This window comes from Psychromonas sp. 14N.309.X.WAT.B.A12, assembly GCF_030397575.1.
Classification (GTDB): Bacteria; Pseudomonadota; Gammaproteobacteria; order Enterobacterales; family Psychromonadaceae; genus Psychromonas.
On the sequence record NZ_JAPNXS010000029.1, the window covers coordinates 1 to 831 of the forward strand.

General features: G+C 48.1%; 1 protein-coding gene. It reads right to left on the reverse strand.

Annotated features, from left to right (window positions below; translation table 11 throughout):
* On the reverse strand, positions 1 to 831 hold an 831-nt coding region (locus OW492_RS16920), incomplete at both ends, for an Ig-like domain-containing protein (protein WP_290041701.1).

Genomic DNA, 831 nt, shown 5'->3' on the forward strand with positions numbered 1-831 from the left:
CAATCGTACCGGTGATCGCAGGAGTTGTATCATTGGTAATAATTGAATCGACGCTGACCACTGGTGCGGTGGTATCAATCTCAATGGTTGTTGTTGCACTGTCGCTATGGCCGGCCTCATCACTCGCAGACACACTTACTTCAACATCCCCTTCGGTTAAGTCAGGTAAAGTATCGGCCGCTAAACTCCAGGTCCCATTTTCATTATTCACTGCGGTGTATTCAACCGCATTGACCGTCACAATCACAGTCGCAGTTGGGTCATCAATACTGCCGCTTAACGCAGGTGACGTCTCGTTAGTCACTAACGCATCAATACTCACGTTTAAGCCAGTCGTATCTACTTCAACCGTACCGGTGTTTGTCGCGCTATTACCTGCCGCATCTGAAGCAGTGACGGTAATAATGGTTTCACCATCATCCAGTGCAGGTAAAGTATTATCCGCTAATGTCCACGTACCATTAGCATTGTTGGTTGCTGTATATTCAATATCATTGACCGTCACCACGACCGCGGCCGTTGGATCATCAATCGTACCGGTGATCGCAGGAGTTGTATCATTGGTAATAATTGAATCGACGCTGACCACTGGTGCGGTGGTATCAATCTCAATGGTTGTTGTTGCGCTGTCGCTATGGCCTGCCTCATCACTCGCAGACACACTTACTTCAACATCCCCTTCGGTTAAGTCAGGTAAAGTATCGGCCGCTAAACTCCAGGTCCCATTTTCATTATTCACTGCGGTGTATTCAACCGCATTGACCGTCACAATCACAGTCGCAGTTGGGTCATCAATACTGCCGCTTAACGCAGGTGACGTCTCGTTAGTCA